The 16426-nt window shown below is 40.6% G+C and carries 16 protein-coding genes and 1 pseudogene; 12 read left to right on the top strand and 5 right to left on the bottom strand.

Features of this window, described 5'->3' with window-relative positions:
- Positions 1-124: 124 nt before the first annotated feature.
- On the top strand, positions 125-682 hold the full coding sequence (locus SMIDD28_RS00270) for a CYTH domain-containing protein (RefSeq protein ID WP_061423856.1): 558 nt from the start codon (positions 125-127) through the stop codon (positions 680-682).
- An 82-nt stretch (positions 683-764) separates the two neighbouring features.
- Positions 765-1163 (top strand): hypothetical protein, encoded by a 399-nt coding sequence (locus SMIDD28_RS00265; protein WP_231075092.1) that lies wholly within the window; start codon positions 765-767, stop codon positions 1161-1163.
- A 236-nt stretch (positions 1164-1399) separates the two neighbouring features.
- Here SMIDD28_RS00265 and yidA read toward each other — a convergent pair.
- Positions 1400-2207 (bottom strand): annotated as a pseudogene (yidA, locus tag SMIDD28_RS00260) (sugar-phosphatase).
- 12 nt (positions 2208-2219) lie between these two features.
- The gene (locus tag SMIDD28_RS00255; RefSeq protein ID WP_061423854.1) at positions 2220-3524 is read right to left on the bottom strand and encodes an HD domain-containing protein; all 1305 of its coding nucleotides are present in this window, start codon (positions 3522-3524) and stop codon (positions 2220-2222) included.
- A 71-nt stretch (positions 3525-3595) separates the two neighbouring features.
- On the opposite strand from SMIDD28_RS00255, the gene SMIDD28_RS00250 reads away from it, so the two are divergent.
- From SMIDD28_RS00250 to ffh, 3 genes are all read left to right on the top strand, one after another.
- Positions 3596-3973, top strand: a complete 378-nt coding sequence (locus SMIDD28_RS00250; protein WP_078156127.1) for a YwiB family protein — start codon at positions 3596-3598, stop codon at positions 3971-3973.
- A 90-nt stretch (positions 3974-4063) separates the two neighbouring features.
- Positions 4064-4396 carry a putative DNA-binding protein gene (locus tag SMIDD28_RS00245; protein WP_000402066.1) on the top strand — a complete coding sequence of 111 codons (333 nt, stop codon included), beginning with the start codon at positions 4064-4066 and terminating at the stop codon, positions 4394-4396.
- Between the two features lie 11 nt (positions 4397-4407).
- Complete coding sequence (ffh, locus tag SMIDD28_RS00240; protein ID WP_061423853.1) at positions 4408-5979, top strand: signal recognition particle protein; 1572 nt, start codon at positions 4408-4410, stop codon at positions 5977-5979.
- Between the two features lie 94 nt (positions 5980-6073).
- On the opposite strand, the gene SMIDD28_RS00235 is transcribed toward ffh, so the two are convergent.
- Together SMIDD28_RS00235 and rsmG are read right to left on the bottom strand one after the other, a co-directional pair.
- On the bottom strand, positions 6074-7357 hold the full coding sequence (locus SMIDD28_RS00235; protein ID WP_061423851.1) for a uracil-xanthine permease family protein: 1284 nt from the start codon (positions 7355-7357) through the stop codon (positions 6074-6076).
- Positions 7358-7659: 302 nt separating this feature from the next.
- Positions 7660-8373 carry a 16S rRNA (guanine(527)-N(7))-methyltransferase RsmG gene (rsmG, locus tag SMIDD28_RS00230; protein WP_061423849.1) on the bottom strand — a complete coding sequence of 238 codons (714 nt, stop codon included), beginning with the start codon at positions 8371-8373 and terminating at the stop codon, positions 7660-7662.
- 93 nt (positions 8374-8466) lie between these two features.
- Between rsmG and SMIDD28_RS00225 the strand changes: the two genes are divergently transcribed.
- Positions 8467-9027 carry a LemA family protein gene (locus tag SMIDD28_RS00225; protein WP_061423847.1) on the top strand — a complete coding sequence of 187 codons (561 nt, stop codon included), beginning with the start codon at positions 8467-8469 and terminating at the stop codon, positions 9025-9027.
- Position 9028: 1 nt separating this feature from the next.
- Positions 9029-9928 (top strand): zinc metalloprotease HtpX, encoded by a 900-nt coding sequence (gene htpX, locus SMIDD28_RS00220; protein WP_033687100.1) that lies wholly within the window; start codon positions 9029-9031, stop codon positions 9926-9928.
- 153 nt (positions 9929-10081) lie between these two features.
- Here htpX and SMIDD28_RS00215 read toward each other — a convergent pair whose 3' ends face one another.
- A complete protein-coding gene (locus SMIDD28_RS00215) occupies positions 10082-11641 on the bottom strand; it encodes an ATP-binding cassette domain-containing protein (protein ID WP_061423845.1) in 1560 nt (519 codons plus the stop codon).
- Between the two features lie 534 nt (positions 11642-12175).
- Between SMIDD28_RS00215 and SMIDD28_RS00210 the strand changes: the two genes are divergently transcribed.
- The 5 genes from SMIDD28_RS00210 (at position 12176) to SMIDD28_RS00190 (ending at position 16150) form a co-directional block, all read left to right on the top strand.
- Positions 12176-12718 (top strand): YceD family protein, encoded by a 543-nt coding sequence (locus tag SMIDD28_RS00210; RefSeq protein ID WP_000773212.1) that lies wholly within the window; start codon positions 12176-12178, stop codon positions 12716-12718.
- Positions 12718-13347 carry an endonuclease III gene (gene nth / locus SMIDD28_RS00205; RefSeq protein WP_000244454.1) on the top strand — a complete coding sequence of 210 codons (630 nt, stop codon included), beginning with the start codon at positions 12718-12720 and terminating at the stop codon, positions 13345-13347. The genes SMIDD28_RS00210 and nth overlap by 1 nt, the downstream gene beginning before the upstream one ends.
- A gap of 210 nt (positions 13348-13557) precedes the next feature.
- Complete coding sequence (gene pyrR / locus SMIDD28_RS00200; protein ID WP_000850023.1) at positions 13558-14079, top strand: bifunctional pyr operon transcriptional regulator/uracil phosphoribosyltransferase PyrR; 522 nt, start codon at positions 13558-13560, stop codon at positions 14077-14079.
- 18 nt (positions 14080-14097) lie between these two features.
- Positions 14098-15021, top strand: coding sequence for an aspartate carbamoyltransferase catalytic subunit (locus tag SMIDD28_RS00195; protein ID WP_061423844.1), 924 nt, complete (start codon positions 14098-14100; stop codon positions 15019-15021).
- Positions 15022-15070: 49 nt separating this feature from the next.
- Positions 15071-16150 (top strand): carbamoyl phosphate synthase small subunit, encoded by a 1080-nt coding sequence (locus SMIDD28_RS00190; RefSeq protein WP_000166853.1) that lies wholly within the window; start codon positions 15071-15073, stop codon positions 16148-16150.
- Positions 16151-16426: the final 276 nt, after the last annotated feature.

Genomic DNA, 16426 nt, shown 5'->3' with positions numbered 1-16426 from the left:
GAAGTGCTAAAATGAGTGCAAGAAAATATTAGGCTTTTTGTCCATAAAACATCACCAGAAACTTACTATAGACTGAGTTAATGTAAAAAGACTTCAGCCTTTGAAGAATTGAGAGGTAAACTTAATGAATGAATTAGAAGTTAGATTTGAACTCAACGATGAGAGAGATTATAATAATGCTATTTCATATTTAGAAAAATCTTATAAATTTAAGAGTGAAAATAAGCAAGTTGATGAATATTTTAAAATAAAAGGAAGAGAATTTGAAAATGATGAGGTAGGTAGCTTTATCTACAGAATTCGTCAAGAAGATGATAATAGAGCAAGTATTTTCACAAGAAAAGATACGATAAAACAAGGAATGTGGAGTGAAAGTGAAATAGAGTTAGAATCTGAAAAATTAGAATTTGTAAGAAATATCTTGCAAGATGGTTTTTCAAATATTTTCACAATAAGTAAATATAGAAAGACTTATCATGACGCATTAGAAAATAAAACGATTAATCTAGATAAGATTGATGGTCTTGGATTTTATCTTGAAATAGAGATTTTAGGAGATTTTTCAAAAGAAGATTATAATAATTTTTATGAGAAAATGTGCGGAGAGTTCTCGTTTTTAAATTCAAAAATAGAAACAAAGGGTTATGTCCAATTAATGAGAGAAAAAAATGGACGTAATTGAAATTATCAAATAGTCTTGTTGGGATTGTTTACTCAATTGCTGGATTTGGAAGTTTGATAACAGTAACCTTTCTTTCTACTTTTTGAATAAGAAGGATGCCTTTATATTGATGAATATATCAATGGCAAACATCCCACTTGTCATTATGGCGAGTGGAATAGTAGAAAATTGGATATTTTTTGGAATTTGTTATTCAATTTTGAGCGGATTAATTACAATAGCTTCTGTTTCGATTACAACAATACAGCAGCAAGAAAGTACTGTGTATAATATTGGAAAGATACTTTCTAGTTCTTTTGTAATAGCTACCATTTTTGCTCCTTTTGGAGGGATACTGGCTGCTTATTTTAATTGGCTTTTAAACCCGAGATTAAGTCTAGTTATTTTGGGATTACTAAGTAGTTTATTGGTTATTCTTATAAAGAGTTATGAAAAAAAGCTAACTAAGAAAAGAACTGCAATATTTATAAAGGAAGATTAGTGGATTAATTATCATTAGAAAAAATAATATTAATTCGTAGTAAAATAAAAAATTGAAAAAGGTTTTACATAATGTACTACCTTTTTCAGATTTAATAATTATTAAGGAGATAGAACTAGAAACCAAAAATACTGAATTTTAAACTGCACCCCATAAGTAAGATTTTTTCTGTCTAACTTTTGGGGTCAGTACATTATCTCTAACTTATGGAGTGCTTTTTCTATATTCAAATTATTTTACAGCACCCATGTACGGATGGCATGGGCAACGCCAGATTCGTCATTTGTTTTAGTGATGTATTTGGCGATTTTTTTTGATTTCTGGATTTCCATTTTCCATGACAACGGGGTTTCCAACGACTTCCAGCATGGCACGGTCATTTTCTTCGTCACCGATAGCCATTGTTTCATCTTTGGTCAATCCGAGTTTTTCAGCTAAGTGAGTAATAGCTGAACCCTTATCTACATTCTTTTTAAGGAGTTCAAGGTAGAAAGGAGCAGATTTGTTGATGGAGTAACGTTCGTAAAATTCTGCTGGGATTTTTTCAATCGCAGCATCGAGAATTTCTGGTTCATCGATGAACATACATTTGACAATTTCCTTGCCAGCCATTTCTTCAGGGGTGCGGTAGAAGATAGGCATGCTGACGAGGGTTGATTCGTGAACTGTATATTTTCCGATATTGCGATTGGCAGTATAGATACCGTCCTTGGTAATAGCGTGCATGTGGACACCGAGCTTGCGACTGAGAAATTCCATATCTAGGTAATCCTCATAGGTCAAGGATTCGCTGATAATCTCATGGCCTGTAGCAGTTTCTTGGACAAGGGCACCGTTGAAGGTCACCACATAGTCACCCTCGTCTCTCAACTGCAGGTCGTCCAGAAGTTTGGCAACACCTGCGATAGGGCGGCCAGTTGCAATGACGACTTTGACACCAGCTTGTTTGGCATCTTGGATGGCAGAAAAGACTTCAGGAGTGATCTCCTTTTGGCTGTTGACTAGGGTTCCGTCGATATCGACGGCGATTAGTTTAATACTCATAAATTTCCTCTTTTAGTTTTTATTTGGGGTAAAATGATCGTTCTCAATCAAGTGTAAAAATTGCTGGGTAATGCTAGCAAAGATACTGTTTTGGTCCAACATTTCCTTTGGAAAATAGAAACGATTATCTCCGTGTCGACTGCCAGCAAGGGATTGGACGATAGGAGACAGGCTAGAGAGTTCGGCCAGTTCTCCATTCTTTTGTAAAATCTCAATCTGTGTCCGCGGATTTTCAGATTCGGGACGATAGATATCATAAGGGAGGTCAAAGTTCTTATGAATAGCAGTATAGTAGTCGGGATCAAAGCCGATGTCCTCAACCAATTTTCTCATGCTAGCGAGTTGGTCTTGGTCTTCTTGTGAAAAGGTAATGGATTTAAAGACCTTACGGTTGACAAAGCGTTGCGACAAATCTGCGAGAATCTTGTCAGGACTGGTCATCCAGAGTTGGAAGTAGGTATTCATCACACCATCATCCAGAGCTAGATAGTCAGACAAGGTCACATTTTTTTCAAAGAATGGCAGGAGGTGTGGAGAAGTTCGGGCAAAGAAGTCCTTGTCTTCAGGATAGAGTTCCTTGGCGCGCTTGAGAAGATTCTGTAGGAGAACTTCCATAGCCCGAGTTGCTGGGTGGAAATAAACCTGCATATACATCTGGTAGCGACTGAGGACGTAGTCTTCGATGGCATGCATGCCGTTGTGCTGAAAGGCGATACCATTTTCGATAGGACGAATGACTCGGAGGATGCGAGTCAGGTCAAATTCTCCATAGGATGCTCCTGTAAAATAGGAGTCGCGCAAGAGATAGTCCATGCGGTCCGCATCAATCTGGCTAGAAATGAGTTGCACGACCTGCTTGTTAGGATAGGTATGGTCGATGACACTGGCAACCTTTTCTGGAAAATCTGGCGCCACTTGTAGCAGGACTTGGTGAATCTCCGTTTCAGGACTTTGGATAATCTCCTGGGTAATGGCCTCATGATCGGTATCAAAGAGATGTTCAAAAGTATGGGAGTAGGCACCATGTCCAAGGTCATGGAGGAGAGCAGCGGTCATGGTTAAGAGGGACTCGGCAGGATTCCATTCCTCAGGATATTTTTCTTCAAAAATCTCTGTGATACGTCGAGCAATCTCATAGACGCCTAGACAGTGGGAGAAGCGGCTGTGCTCCCCACCGTGGAAGGTATAACTGGAAGTTCCCAGTTGTTTGATGCGACGCAAACGTTGAAATTCTTTTGTATTAATCAAGTCATAGATGATTTGATTATTGACATGGATGTAGTTGTGAACTGGGTCACGGAATACTTTTTCGTTCATATGACCATTATAGCAAAAAGCTAGAGTTTTTGGTAAAATAGTAGGACAAGAGAGAAGAAAGAGGACCTGATGTGAAGATTCGGATGCGAAATACGATTCAGTTTGATGAACAGTTGGAAGTGATTGACCAGCTATATGATGTTGAAGTGCATGAGAAGGGAGATTATAGCTATCTGCTTTTCTATAATGAGGAAAAGGAAAAAGTAGTGATTAAATTTCATGGTCAAGAACTGGTGATGAGCCGTTTTTCAAATCCCAAGACCATTATGCGCTTTCTAAAGGATAGTGATAGTTTAGCCTACATTCCTACACCAATGGGCATGCAGGAATTTGTTATCCAAACCAGTCGCTATGAAGTTGATGGGCAAAAGATTGAACTAGATTATCAACTACAAAATCAAGAGGGACATCCCTTTGCCAGCTATCAATTGGAAATTACTTGGGGCTAGGCTTAGGTCTTTTTCAAATTTACCTGGCTATCTTCTCGGATTGGCTTCCTAATGTGGTAGATTAGGCTAATTTTTGGTATAATAAAAGTTATGGAAATCGAAAAAACCAATCGTATGAATGCGCTCTTTGAATTTTATGCGGCGCTTTTGACAGATAAGCAAATGAATTATATCGAGCTCTACTACGCTGATGATTACAGCCTTGCTGAGATTGCCGAGGAGTTTGGTGTCAGTCGTCAGGCTGTCTACGACAATATCAAGCGGACAGAAAAGATTCTGGAAGATTATGAGATGAAATTGCACATGTACTCGGACTACATTGTCCGCAGTCAGATTTTTGACCAGATTTTGGAGCGCTATCCCAAGGATGACTTTCTGCAGGAGCAGATAGAAATTTTAACAAGTATTGATAATAGAGAATAAGAGGAAGAAAAATGGCATTTGAAAGTTTAACAGAACGTTTGCAGAACGTCTTTAAAAATCTACGTAAAAAAGGAAAAATCTCTGAATCTGATGTTCAAGAGGCAACCAAAGAGATTCGCTTGGCCTTGCTTGAAGCCGACGTTGCCTTGCCTGTTGTAAAGGACTTTATCAAGAAAGTTCGTGAGCGTGCAGTCGGGCATGAGGTCATTGATACCCTTAATCCTGCGCAACAGATTATCAAAATCGTTGATGAGGAACTGACAGACGTTTTAGGTTCTGATACGGCAGAAATTATCAAGTCACCTAAGATTCCTACAATCATCATGATGGTTGGTTTGCAGGGGGCTGGTAAAACAACTTTTGCTGGTAAATTGGCCAATAAACTCAAGAAGGAAGAAAATGCTCGTCCTTTGATGATTGCGGCGGATATTTACCGTCCTGCGGCTATTGACCAGTTGAAAACTCTGGGACAACAGATTGATGTGCCGGTTTTCGCTCTTGGTACAGAGGTTCCAGCTGTGGAGATTGTTCGTCAAGGTTTGGAACAAGCCCAAGCTAATCATAATGACTATGTCTTGATTGATACGGCAGGTCGTTTGCAGATTGATGAGCTTCTGATGAATGAGCTTCGTGACGTGAAAGCATTGGCTCAACCAAACGAAATTCTGCTCGTCGTTGATGCCATGATTGGTCAAGAAGCGGCCAATGTTGCGCGTGAGTTTAATGATCAGTTGGAAGTGACTGGGGTTATCCTTACCAAGATTGATGGCGATACTCGTGGTGGTGCTGCTCTATCTGTTCGTCATATTACTGGAAAACCAATCAAGTTCACTGGTACAGGTGAAAAGATTACAGATATTGAGACCTTCCACCCAGACCGTATGTCTAGCCGTATCCTTGGCATGGGGGATATGCTCACTCTGATTGAGAAAGCTTCTCAGGAATACGATGAGCAAAAAGCACTTGAAATGGCTGAGAAGATGCGTGAAAACACCTTCGATTTCAATGATTTCATTGATCAGTTGGATCAGGTGCAAAACATGGGGCCAATGGAAGACTTGCTCAAGATGATTCCAGGTATGGCCAACAATCCAGCCCTTCAAAACATGAAGGTAGATGAGCGTCAGATTGCTCGCAAACGTGCCATTGTGTCTTCCATGACACCTGAAGAGCGTGAAAATCCAGATTTGTTAAATCCAAGCCGTCGCCGTCGTATTGCCGCAGGTTCTGGAAATACATTTGTCGAAGTTAATAAATTCATTAAGGACTTTAACCAGGCTAAACAACTCATGCAAGGAGTTATGTCTGGGGATATGAACAAAATGATGAAGCAAATGGGGATCAATCCAAACAACCTTCCTAAAAATATGCCAAATATGGGAGGAATGGATGTGTCTGCCCTTGAAGGCATGATGGGACAAGGTGGTATGCCTGACTTATCCGCTCTCGGAGGAGCAGGAATGCCAGATATGAGCCAGATGTTTGGTGGCGGACTCAAAGGTAAAATCGGTGAATTTGCCATGAAACAGTCCATGAAACGCATGGCTAACAAAATGAAGAAAGCGAAGAAAAAACGCAAGTAAGACAAGGAAGGCCGCAGGGCTTTCCTTTTTTAGAAAGAAGAAAAATGAGCACTTCCGTAATTGGAAATGCTCGGTTTTTGATATGTTTAGACTCTTAGTCTTTATTTTCGTATGGCAAGATCAAGTTCAAGATGATTCCTGTCATGGCTGATAGGGCAGTACCTGAAAGGGTAACTGGACCGAGTTTAAGGATAGCTCCTCCAAGTCCAAGGACCAACATAGCACTTGCGATGATGAGGTTACGCATTTGACTGAAGTCTACACGTTCTTTGATCAAGACTTTCAAACCGTTGCTTGCGATAACACCATAGAGAAGAATTGACATACCACCAAGTACAGCGTTTGGAATAGTTGAAATCAAGGCAGTAAATTTACCAAGGAAGCTAAGGGCAATCGCGATGAAGGCAGCGTTACGGATAACTGAGACAGAAGCGATACGAGTCATACCGATAACCCCTGTATTTTCTCCGTAAGTTGTATTGGCTGGTCCACCAAGGAAGGCAGAAACAGAAGTTGCGATACCGTCACCAAGAAGAGTACGGTGAAGACCCGGTTCTTTCAAGAATTGACGACCACAGATTTGGCTTAATACTGTGTGGTCCCCGATATGTTCAGAAATTGTTACGATAGCGATTGGCAAAATAGCGATGGTTTCTGGACCGAAGTAAAGACTGTACTCTTTAAAGGCACCACCAGTACTAAATGGCAAGTAGAAACCAGGAATTTCAAACCAGTTAGCTTTAAGAACTGGTGTAAAGTCAACCAAGCCAAGGGTTAGAGCGAAGAGGTAACCACCGATAATGGCAAAGAGGAATGGAATGATTCGTAGGAATCCTTTTCCTTTAGTATTGATAAAGGCAGCAATCAAGAAAGTAACAACGGCTACAAGAGCATTTTTCCAATTTCCGTCCGCTACAAGACCAGCGTTAGTAACAGCTGAACCTGCAAGTCCAAGACCGATAACGATGATCATAGGTCCGATGATGATTGGTGGCAAGAGTTTATCAATCCATTTTGTACCTGCAAAACGAACACCAGCAGCGACAAGGACATAGATAAAACCTGTAAGGATAACCCCTGTTTGTGCAGCTGATACATCCCCTCCTAGTTCCTTCATAGCTAGCGACATAGCTGTGATAAAGGCGAATGATGATCCTAGATAAACTGGAACTCTAAAACCAGTTGCGATCATGTAGATGAGTGTTCCAACACCCGAAGCAAAAAGGGCAACAGATACAGGCATTCCCAAAATCAAGGGTACCAAGATGGTCGCACCAAACATGGCGAAAACGTGTTGGAAGCTAAGGAGAATTCCTTTTCCAGCTGAAGGACGTTGGTCAACGTCTAGTAACAAATCAACAGTTGATTCTTGTTTCATATAAACCTCACTTTTGGGCATCAAAAAGAGCCCATTATTTTACAGCAATAGGCCCTCAGAGTAAGACTTCTTTAAAATCTAGACTTTAAAGAGTTTCAAATATTTCTACGTCTTCGTCACCTCACGGGATGACATTAAAAACCTTTGCTTGTGATAGTATAGCAGAAAAAAATGATTTTGTAAATCATTTTTTCCCGAGCCTGAAAATAAAAGAGCGAGGCTGATTTTGTAAATCATTTTTTCCCGAGCCTGAAAATAAAAGAGCGAGGTTGACTTTTGTAAATATTTTTTTACTTAAAAATTTAAAGCGGGCGTTTGTTGGGCATGCCAGCCTTTCTTGGATATTTATTTGGGGTTTCTTTTTTCTTTTCCACCACTGTGATGTAGCGCGGATCTCCATTAGGTAGAGCGTAGCTGAGATTGTCTTCGACCTTACTAAAAAGGAGGTTGAGGGCATTCTTAGCTTCTAATAATTCCTCAGGAGCATTGCTAGCCTTGAGTGCCAATAGTTTTCCGCCAACTTTAAGGTAAGGAATTGTCAATTCAGACAAGACCTGCATACGGGCTACAGCACGAGCTGTTACAAAATCATATTGAGCACGGAAGTTTTTGTCTTGGGCAAAATCTTCGGCACGTCCATGGTAGAAGTGAACACCTTCCAAATTCAGTTCTTGAGCCAAAAGTTGGAGGAAGTTGATGCGCTTATTGAGCGAATCAATGATGGTCACATCTAACTGAGGATAGAGGATTTTCATCGGCAGACTAGGGAATCCTGCCCCAGCTCCGATATCAAGCAGTTTGATATTTTTATTGGGAATCAAGCCTTGCAGAATAGGTGCAATCGAATCGTAAAAATGTTTGAGATAAACTTCATCCTTGTCTGTAATAGCCGTCAAATTAATCTTTTCATTCCACTCGACCAAGAGTTCAAAATAACGTTCAAATTGTTTTTTTTGCTGGTCCGAAAGTGAATGATTTTGCTCGGCAAGCAAGTTGTAAAATGTTTCTGGTTTCATAGTTATTTCCTTCTTTAGTATCATCTTATTTTACCACAATCATTAAAAATTTGATATACTGGTACTAATCTAAAAGTAGAAAGGACTTATATCATGACTTGGATTATTCTTGGAGTTTTCGCTCTTATTGTTATTTTCGTGATTGTTAGCTATAACGGTTTGGTTAAGAATCGTATGCAAACAAAGGAGGCTTGGAGTCAAATTGATGTTCAATTGAAACGTCGAAATGATCTCTTGCCAAACTTGATTGAAACTGTAAAAGGTTATGCTAAGTATGAAGGTTCTACCCTTGAAAAGGTGGCAGAACTGCGTAACCAAGTGGCAGCAGCGACTTCACCAGCAGAAGCTATGAAAGCTAGTGATGCCCTTACTCGTCAGGTTTCAGGTATTTTTGCAGTTGCAGAAAGCTATCCAGATTTGAAAGCTAGTGCAAACTTTGTTAAATTGCAAGAGGAGTTGACCAATACAGAAAATAAAATTTCTTACTCTCGTCAACTCTATAACAGTGTTGTCAGCAACTACAATGTAAAATTAGAAACTTTCCCAAGCAATATTATCGCTGGAATGTTTGGATTTAAAGCAGCAGATTTCCTTCAAACACCAGAAGAGGAAAAGGCAGTTCCTAAAGTTGATTTTAGCGGTTTAGGTGACTAAGATGTTGTTTGATCAAATTGCAAGCAATAAACGAAAAACGTGGATTTTGTTGCTGGTATTTTTCCTACTCTTAGCTCTTGTTGGCTATGCGGTTGGTTACCTCTTTATGCGGTCTGGGCTTGGTGGTTTGGTTATCGCACTGATTATCGGCTTTATCTATGCCTTGTCCATGATTTTTCAATCGACAGAGATTGTCATGTCCATGAACGGGGCGCGTGAGGTTGATGAACAAACGGCACCAGACCTCTACCATGTAGTAGAAGATATGGCTATGGTGGCTCAGATTCCCATGCCCCGTGTTTTCATCATTGATGATCCAGCCTTAAATGCCTTTGCGACAGGTTCTAACCCTCAAAACGCAGCGGTTGCTGCGACGTCAGGTCTCCTAGCTATCATGAATCGTGAAGAACTAGAAGCTGTTATGGGCCATGAAGTCAGTCATATTCGTAATTACGATATCCGTATTTCGACTATTGCTGTTGCCCTGGCCAGTGCTATCACTATGCTTTCTAGTATGGCAGGTCGTATGATGTGGTGGGGTGGTGCAGGTCGCAGACGAAGTGACGATGATCGAGATGGAAATGGCTTAGAAATCATTATGCTCGTGGTTTCACTACTAGCTATTGTGCTGGCACCTCTCGCTGCAACCTTGGTGCAACTAGCTATTTCTCGTCAGAGGGAATTCCTAGCTGATGCTTCTAGTGTCGAGTTGACGCGCAATCCTCAAGGAATGATTAATGCTCTACGTAAGTTGGATAATAGTAAACCCATGAGTCGTCCTGTCGATGATGCCAGCAGTGCACTTTATATCAATGATCCCAAGAAAGGGGGAGGGTTCCAAAAACTATTTTATACCCACCCACCTATCTCAGAACGGATTGAACGTTTAAAACATATGTAAAATGAAGGCTGGGGAAAAAGCCTTTAAAATCTGAAAAACGCATAATATCCGGTGTGCAAAAAAACTTGATATTATGCGTTTTATTATGGGAAGATTTACTTTCTCTTCTCCTAAAATTGTGTTTTTGCCCCACCTATCTGCTATGTTGCAAATTTATACATCTTCTAAATTAACGACCTCCAAACCGTGTTCTGTCAAGCGATAGATAGTCGAACAGACCTCTTTTAAGAAACGACGGTCATGCGAAACAGTGATGAGACCACCAGGATAAGTGACAAAGAGTTTTCTAATTTCGGGTTGAGAAGTGGGAGAAAAGTTTCGTGTGGGTTCATCCAGCAGGAGAAAGTTTGGTTTGCGCAAGACTAAATCCAAAAGCAGGAGTTTACCCTGTTGCCCGCCAGATAAGGAGCGAATTTGATGCTGCATTTCCGGATAACTGAAATTGAGACTAGCTAGGTGAGATTGGATTTTCTGAAGTTCCTCTTTTTCCCCAGTTTTACTTAGATAGTCTACTGGAGATAGCTCCAATTGTAGTTTTTTGTGGTAATCTTGTGGCATAAAAGCAAGCGAAATTTCTTTTTTCGCAATTAGTTGTTGCTGTAACTTGGCTAATAGAGTTGATTTCCCAATACCATTTGAGCCGATAATACCGATTTTTTCTTGTCCACGGATAGTTAATTGTAGTTCCTGAGACAAAACTCGGTCGCCAATGGACAAATTTTCTTTTTCCAGTTGGATTAAGACTTTAGAAGCCGGTAATGGTTGGATGTCTGAGAAGAAAAGTCTGATTTCTTCCTCTTCAAGTGGCTTTTGGGTCATGGACTGAGCTGCCCTTTCGTAGCGTTTTTCTTGTGAGAGGACAGTTTTCATCTTTTTAGCCAATAGGCGACCGGCAGTACTATCTTTAGTAGCTCGAAGCGCAGTTTCTACATTTTGCTTAACTCGTTGATGTTTTTCCATGGTTTTATCATAGGCTCTTTGGTCGTTAGCAGCTTGCTGGCTTTGTCTGGCTAAATTAGCCTTTCTCTGCTCACTATAGCGATCATAGTCTAAATGCTCTACTAGTGTTTCCGCTTCTTTACGGTGCTTGACCAGTCGCAAGTGGACAATAGTGTCTGCCGTTTCAGAAAGAAAGTCCTCATCATGGGAGATGAAAATAGCAGTTTGCCGAATCTTTTGAATCTGACTTTTTAGCCAATCAACCGTCTCAAGGTCTAGGTCATTTGAAGGTTCATCTAAAAATAGAATCTCAAAGGGTTTGGATAACTCATGGATGAGCTGAATTTTCAAAGCTTCGCCCCCTGATAGACTGCCAATCTCTTGGTCGCTTGCGAAACGATTGCTATCAAAATGCAATTCCTCAGCTAAACGATAGAGGACACTGTAATCTAAATCAATAGTATCTAAAAAGAAGTAGTCGTGTAGAGTTTTCTTTTTCAGCTTCTCGGGAAGTTTTTGAGGAATATAGGCCAGTGACTGATAGTCAGACTGGATATCTCCCTTGATAGTGAAATCAGACAAATATTCTCCCATTACAATTTTAAGTAAGGTTGATTTGCCATTTCCTTCTTCGCCAATAATAGCTACCTTTTCTCCGTCTTGGATAGTAATGCTTAAGTCGACTACAAGGTCTCGTAAATCTTTGTTTTGTGTGATGGTCAGGTGATTGATTTTTATCATATGATTGCCCTTTCTAGAATGTCGATAGTGCATAACAAAAAGCTCTACTTTATCTAGTAGAGCCCAAAGTCACTGTCAAAACTCTATTATCCTCGTTGAAAAACTTGTCAAACTAGCTTGGAGTTGCCTAACCCAATCCAAGAGGAGCATAGCTTTCTAGTTTTTTGATTTTCAATGGGGACAAGATACTAGAAAATCTAGTATGAAAAGAGCACACAAAAAGAGACAAAAACAAGATCTACTAAATAAAGGTTCTTTATTTGATAGACTTAGTTGTTCATGTCTCCCTTACCTCCGAGTATTAGTACCTCTATCCTATACCTTTCAGGATATTTTGTCAACAGAAAACTGGAAATTCCAAGCTCTAAAATACGAGGGATAAGCATTAGTAATGAGTTCTTTGTCTTCCATGTGGGCATCCTCCTTGCTCTGATGTAGTATAGCAATAAAAAACAAAAATGTCATAGTAAAAATGTTAAAAAATCGAATGTTAATTACAAAGTTTGGTGGGCTGATTTGTAGCCTTTTCATGGTATAATCAAGAGAGTAAATCTTTATGGAGGAAGTATGAAATTAAATATTCAAGAAATTCGTAAGCAGTCTGAAGGCTTGCATTTTGAACAAACGTTAGACCTAGCCGCAGACCTGCGTGCACGTAATCAAGAAATTTTAGATGTAAAAGATATCCTTGCAGTTGGGAAAGTACAGTACGAAGACCGTATGTATTTCTTAGATTATCAACTATCTTATACCATTGTTCTTGCTTCAAGTCGCAGTATGGAGCCAGTTGAGTTAGTTGAATCGTATCCAGTCACGGAAGTTTTCATGGAAGGCGCAACTAACCAACTAGATCAGGAAGTTTTAGACGATGATTTGGTCTTGCCTATCGAAAATGGAGAACTTGACCTTGCTGAGAGCGTGTCAGACAATATCCTACTAAATATTCCTATCAAGGTCTTGACGGCTGAAGAAGAAGCTGGTCAAGGATTTGTGTCAGGAAATGACTGGCAAATCATGACTGAGGAAGAATACCAAGCCCAACAGGCAGTTAAGAAAGAAGAAAATAGTCCTTTTGCTGGCTTACAAGGACTATTTGATGGAGACGAATAATGGTCTTGTCAAAAAAACGAGCACGAAAAGTGCTAGAAGAAATCATTGCTCTTTTTCCAGATGCCAAGCCTAGTCTTGATTTCACCAATCATTTTGAACTCTTGGTTGCGGTCATGTTGTCAGCTCAGACAACGGATGCAGCGGTAAATAAGGTCACGCCAGGTCTCTTTGCTGCCTTTCCAACTCCACAAGCCATGTCTGTAGCGACAGAGAGTGAGATTGCCTCACACATTTCTCGTTTGGGATTGTATCGGAATAAGGCTAAATTCCTTAAAAAATGTGCCCAACAGTTACTAGACGATTTTGACGGTCAAGTGCCTCAGACTCGAGAGGAATTAGAAAGTCTAGCAGGAGTTGGTCGCAAGACAGCCAATGTTGTCATGAGTGTGGGCTTTGGGATTCCAGCCTTTGCAGTAGATACTCATGTGGAGCGTATTTGCAAACACCACGATATCGTCAAAAAGTCAGCGACACCACTTGAGGTGGAAAAGCGGGTCATGGATATCTTACCACCTGAAAAATGGTTAGCAGCCCATCAAGCCATGATTTATTTTGGAAGAGCCATTTGTCATCCTAAAAATCCAGAGTGTGACCAGTACCCACAGTTATATGATTTTAGCAATTTATAAAATGGGGTTTCAAAAGTTTTTGCTTGATTTTAAGCATGCTTTGTGCTATAGTAATTGATAACTAAATATTCCTTTAAACCTGTCCCGTGAGGCAGGCAAGGAGCGTGATAAAGTAGAAGGGTGAAGTCTATACTGTTTGCAGTAGGGCTCGCTTGGCTGTACATTTCAAGTCTCCTTGTTTAAGGAGACTTTTCTTTTTGGAGGTTTGTCATGAAGACAAAAGAAGTTGTAGACGAATTGACCGTCAAACGAGCGATTACGCGTATTACTTATGAGATTATCGAACGCAACAAAGATTTGAATAAAATCGTCTTGGCTGGTATTAAAACTCGCGGTGTCTTTATCGCCCACCGAATCCAAGAACGTTTGGAACAGCTAGAAAATCTTTCAGTTCCTGTTGTGGAATTGGATACTAAACCCTTCCGTGATGATGTTAAAAGTGGAGAAGATACTTCTTTGGTTTCTGTTGATGTGACAGACCGTGAAGTTATCTTGGTGGACGATGTGCTTTATACAGGCCGTACCATCCGTGCTGCTATTGATAATATTGTAGGTCATGGTCGTCCTGCGCGCGTGAGTTTAGCAGTTCTCGTCGATCGTGGACATAGAGAATTGCCAATCCGTCCAGATTACGTTGGAAAAAATATCCCAACCAGTCGTTCTGAAGAAATTATCGTGGAGATGGCAGAACTTGATGGCCAAGACAGAGTTCTGATTACTGAAGAAGCTTAGAAAGCTAAAGGAGTAGCCATGTCAGAAAATCAACAAGCATTGAACCATTTGGTGTCCATGGAAGATCTCACTGCCGATCAAGTGATGAAATTAATCAAGCGAGGAATTGAGTTCAAAAACGGAGCTCAGCTTCCTTATGAAGACCATCCGATTGTTTCCAATCTTTTCTTTGAGGATTCTACACGGACGCATAAGTCCTTTGAAGTGGCAGAGATTAAACTGGGATTGGAGCGAATTGACTTTGATGTGAAGACTAGTTCAGTCAATAAGGGTGAGACACTTTATGATACCATTTTGACTTTATCTGCTCTAGGAGTGGATGTCTGTGTGATTCGCCACCCAGAGGTTGACTACTATAGAGAGTTGATTGCTAGTCCCACGATTACGACTTCCATTATCAATGGTGGAGATGGTTCAGGTCAACACCCTAGCCAGAGCTTGCTTGATTTGATGACCATTTATGAGGAATTTGGTCACTTTGAGGGTCTTAAGGTTGCTATTGCAGGTGACTTGGACCATTCACGCGTTGCCAAATCCAATATGCAGATTTTGAAACGCTTAGGTGCAGAACTTTACTTTGCTGGACCTGATGAATGGAGAAGTCAAGAGTTTGCAGACTATGGACAGTTTGTAACTATTGATGAAATCATTGATCAGGTGGATGTTATGATGTTTCTCCGTGTGCAACATGAACGCCATGAAAGTGGAGCTGTCTTTTCAAAAGAAGACTACCATGCCCAACATGGCTTGACTCAAGAACGTTATGACCGTTTGAAAGAAACAGCAATCCTTATGCATCCAGCTCCAGTCAATCGTGATGTAGAAATCGCAGATCACTTGGTTGAAGCACCAAAATCACGGATTGTCCAACAAATGACCAATGGTGTCTTTGTTCGAATGGCAATCTTAGAATCCGTATTGGCGAGTAGAAACGCCAACTAAAACACAAGACGTTAAAAGACGCCAGTGAGCGTCCACGAGAGGTGAAAATATGACAAAAAGACTTCTAGTATTAGAAGATGGAACAGTTTTTGAAGGCAAGGCCTTCGGAGCAGATATTGATGTAACAGGCGAAATCGTCTTTAATACAGGCATGACCGGCTACCAAGAATCCATTACAGACCAGTCTTATAATGGACAAATCTTGACCTTTACTTATCCTTTGGTAGGAAATTATGGAATTAACCGTGATGATTACGAATCCATTATTCCAACTTGTAAGGGAGTCGTTGTTTTCGAAGAGGCACGTAGAGCTAGTAACTGGCGCAACCAAATGACCTTGGATGAATTTTTGAAAGCCAAGAAAATTCCGGGTATTTCAGGAATTGATACGCGTGCCCTTACCAAGATTATCCGTAAGCATGGTACCATGCGTGCAACCTTGACCCATGTTGGGGATAGCATGGACCATGTGACGGACCAGCTCCAAGCGACAGTCTTGCCGACAGACAATATCAAACAAGTTTCTACTAAAACATCATATCCAGCTCCAGGAGTTGGTTTGAGTGTAGTGCTAGTGGACTTTGGTCTCAAGCACTCAATTCTACGTGAACTTTCTAAACGCAACTGTAATGTGACCGTTGTTCCTTATTCAACAACGGCGGAAGAAATTCTCCATCTCAATCCTGACGGAGTTATGTTGTCAAATGGTCCGGGTAACCCAGAAGATGTTCCCCAAGCACTCGACATGATTCGTGGTGTGCAAGGAAAAATTCCAATCTTTGGTATTTGTATGGGGCACCAACTCTTCGCCATGGCAAATGGTGCTAAGACCTACAAGATGAAATTTGGTCACCGTGGATTCAACCATGCGGTACGTGAAATTGCAACAGGACGAGTAGACTTCACCAGTCAGAACCATGGTTATGCAGTTAGCCGTGAGGATTTGCCAGAGCATTTGATTATCACCCATGAAGAAATCAATGACAAGTCAGTTGAAGGTGTGCGTCACAGATACCAACCTGCTTTCTCTGTTCAATATCACCCAGATGCAGCTCCTGGTCCACACGACGCAAGCTACCTATTTGACGAGTTTATCGAGATGATGGAAGCTTTTAAACAATCAAACTAAGAACGAGTGATAGCTCGTCGGAGAATTTATGTAACTGAACACGGACGGAAAGCTCGGAATTTAGAGAAACCAATTTGGATTGTCAATCCTTCCTTGGTTTCCTAAAATTCAATCGCTTTCTATTCGTCCTTTGTATCTTATTTAATGGCAACCCGAGAGTTGCCGAATAGAAAGACAGGTCGTTTCTTTTAGTCGCTATCAGGCGAACTAAAAACTCCCTGCACTAGATTTTTTATCGAAAAATATCGTTTCTCTAAAAAATCGTCGGAGAATTTA

Source organism: Streptococcus mitis (assembly GCF_001579045.1).
GTDB classification, from domain to species: Bacteria; Bacillota; Bacilli; order Lactobacillales; family Streptococcaceae; genus Streptococcus; species Streptococcus mitis_D.
Note: the sequence above shows the minus strand (reverse complement) of the source record. Positions and strands in the feature narration are given on the sequence as shown.